The organism is bacterium, assembly GCA_021372775.1.
Lineage (GTDB): Bacteria > Acidobacteriota > Polarisedimenticolia > J045 > J045 > JAJFTU01.
Genome location: JAJFTU010000440.1, coordinates 1 through 3447, shown reverse-complemented (window position 1 = coordinate 3447; position 3447 = coordinate 1). Strand labels below are relative to the sequence as shown.

1 protein-coding gene is annotated in these 3447 nt (G+C 69.8%); it reads left to right on the top strand.

Features of this window, described 5'->3' with window-relative positions; all coding sequences use genetic code 11:
- Positions 1 to 61: 61 nt before the first annotated feature.
- A partial coding sequence (locus tag LLG88_15090) for a [FeFe] hydrogenase, group A (protein ID MCE5248232.1) occupies positions 62 to 3447 on the top strand: 3386 nt, incomplete at its 3' end.

The window sequence follows — 3447 nt, the reverse complement described above, 5'->3', positions numbered from 1 at the left end:
GGGTCTGAAGAGGGACGTGACCCATTTTCGGGCTGCTTCTCGGCCCCGGGACAGGTGGACGATGATCACAATCAGGGTTGACGGACAAACGCTCAACGTTCCCGAGGGGATTTCGATCATCGAGGCCGCGCGACTGTCGGGCGTGGACATTCCCGCGCTCGGCTACGACCCCCGCGTCAGCCCGCCGTCGGGCGCCGAACTCTCCACCGTCGAGCTGGTCGAGGGGGAGCGCTCGCGCTTCATCTCCGCCACCGGGACGACGGTCGCCGAGGGGATGGAGATCCGCACCAAGTCCCCGGCCCTCGAGAACTTCCGCCAGATCTTCCTCGGCTCGCTGCTGCGCAACCACTACGGCGACTGCGAGGCTCCCTGCTCGCAGCGATGCCCGGCGCACATCGACATCCAGAAGTACCTCTACCACGTCGCCGCGGGGAACTTCCGCGAGGCGTTCCAGGTCATCGTCGACAGCAACCCGCTCCCCTCGACCTGCAGCCGCGTCTGCCCGCACCCCTGCGAGAGCGAATGCCGCCGCAACGCCGTCGGCGAGGCGGTCAACATCAACGGCGTGAAGCGGTTCGTCGCCGACTGGAACCGCAAGCACCCCGCGCCGTACCGCCCGTCGGTCGCCCCCGACACGGGGAAGCGCGTCGCCGTGATCGGCGGCGGGCCGGCCGGCCTCACCGCGGCCTACTTCCTGCGCCGGATGGGCCACTCGCCGGTGGTCTTCGAGATGAACGAGAAGGCGGGCGGCATGCTGCGCTACGGCATCCCGTACTACCGCCTCCCCGAGGACGTCCTCGACGCCGAGATCCAGTCGATCCTCGACCTCGGCGTGGAGCTGCGCTGCAACCAGAAGCTCGGCCGCGACTTCTCGATCGAGACGCTCAAGCTGCAGGGGTTCGACGCGGTGTTCGCCGGCCTCGGCGCGCAGAAGGCGACGCCGATCGGCTGCCCGGGCGACGACCTGCCGGGCGTTTGGTCGGGCCTCGACATGCTGGCCCGCGTCGCGCGCCACGAACAGATCGACCTCGGCGACGCGGTCTGCGTGGTCGGCGGCGGCAACACGGCGATCGACGCCGCGCGCACCGCGCTGCGCCTCGGCTCGAAGCAGGTGACGCTGGTCTACCGCCGCACGCGCAAGGAAATGCCCGCCCTGCCGATCGAGGTCGAAGAGGCGCTCGAGGAAGGCGTGACGACGGAGTTCCTCGCCGCGCCGGTCAAGATCGAGAGCAAGGGCGACCGCCTGGCGCTGACCTGCGTGCGGATGCAGCTCGGCGAGCCGGACGCCTCCGGGCGCCGCAAGCCGGTCCCCGTCGAGGGCTCGGAGTTCGAGATCCTCTGCACGGCGGTCGTCGCCGCGATCGGCCAGAAGGTCGCGGGCGAGGAGGTCGGGCTCGGCGCGCACATGACGCGCGGCGCCCTCTCCATCGACGGCGAGACCTACGCGACGAAGATCGACGGCGTCTTCGCCGGCGGCGACTGCGTCACCGGGCCGGACATCGCCGTCTCGGCGATCGGCGCCGGGCAGAAGGCGGCGAAGGTCCTCGACGAGTACCTGCGCACCGGCAAGGTCGCGTCGCGCCTCCCCGACTACACCTGCACCAAGGGGCGCTGGGACGAGCTGCCGGAAGAAGAGTTCCGCGGCGCCGAGGCCAAGAAGCGCCACGAGCTGCCGGTGATGGCCGCCGAGGAGCGCGTCCGCACCTTCGACGAGACGACCGGCTGCTGGGACGCCAGGACGGCGATGGCCGAGGCCGGGCGCTGCCTCTCCTGCGGCTGCAGCGAGCGCTACGACTGCCAGCTCCGCGGCTACGCGAGCAGCTACGGCGTGACGTTCGACAAGACCGCCCCGCGCCCGCGGCCGCTGCCGGTGGACGACAGCCACCCGATCCTCGTCCGCGACTCCGGCAAGTGCATCCTCTGCGGCCTCTGCCTCAAGGTCTGCCGCGAGATGGAAGGCTCGGCCGCGCTGAGCTTCTCCGAGGTCGGCTCCCGCCTGACGATCGGCCCGAACGACGGCCGCCCGCTGGAGAAGACCACCTGCGTCTCCTGCGGCCACTGCGTGACGGTCTGCCCGACTGGCGCGCTGGCCTTCCGGCCGGTCCTCCCCGAGGTCTACCGCGCGCTGCACGACCCGATGAAGATCACCGCCGCGCAGATCGCCCCGGCCGTCCGCGCCGCGCTGGCCGAGAAGTACGGCGTCTCCGGCGAGGAGGCGATGAAGCGGCTCTGCGCCGGCCTGCGCCTCGTCGGCTTCGACTACGTCTTCGACACCTGCTTCACCGCCGACCTGACGATCATGGAAGAGGGGACCGAGTTCCTCTCGCGCGTCTCCTCCGGCCAGCGGCTGCCGCAGTTCACCTCCTGCTGCCCGGCCTGGGTCCAGTACTGCGAGAAGGTGGCCCCGGATCTCCTCAACCTCCTCTCGAGCTGCAAGTCGCCGCAGCAGATGTTCGGGGCGGTGGTCAAGGAGTACTTCGCCAAGCAGATCGACGCGCCGCGCGAGCGGCTGCACTTCGTCTCGATCATGCCGTGCAACGCCAAGAAGTACGAGGCGAAGCGGCCGGAGTTCGCCAAGGACGGCAGCGCCGACGTGGACACCGTCCTGACGACGAACGACATCCTGCAAATGTTCGAGGAGAAGAACGTCGACTTCCTCGCCCTCGAGCCGCGCGAGCTCGACCAGCCGTTCGGCAAGGTCTCCGGCGCGGGGATCATCTTCGGCGCGTCGGGCGGCGTCTCCGAGGCCGCGCTGCGGCTGGCCGCGGACAAGATCTCCGGCGAGCGGCTCGAGAACGTCGAGTACGAGGACGTCCGCGGGCTGAAGGGGATCAAGGAAGCCCGCGTCCGGATCGGCGACAAGACGGTCCGCGTGGCCGTCGTCTCCGGGCTGCAGAACGCGCAGCGGCTGATCGACCGGATCCGCGGCGGCGACATCGCCTACGACCTGATCGAGGTCATGGCCTGCCCCGGCGGCTGCATCAACGGCTCCGGCAACCCGGCCCCGAAGCTCGACGAGGAACGGGAGCTGCGGCTCGAAGTCCTCTACAAGATGGACGAGGAGACGGAGCTCAAGAAGAGCCAGGACAACCCTGCGGTGCAGCGGCTCTACAGCCAGTGGCTCGGCCAGCCGGTGAGCGAAGTCAGCCACCACGCCCTGCACACCACCTACGGGCGCCGCTCGATGCGGGTGGAGGAGACCGTGGAAGAGATCCTGCGCGAGAACCAGGTCGTGGACATCGCGGTCTGCGTTTCCACCAACTGCTACATCAAGGGGAGCTGGCGGGTCCTCGAAGGGCTGGCCGCCGAGCTGCGCCGCCGCGGCCTCTCCGAGAAGTTCCGCGTGCGCGCCCGCTTCTGCGCCCAGAACTGCGACCACGGCCCGACGGTCACGATCGGCAAGCACTCCGTGACGAAGGTCGATCCGAGCGAGGTCGAGAAGTTCGT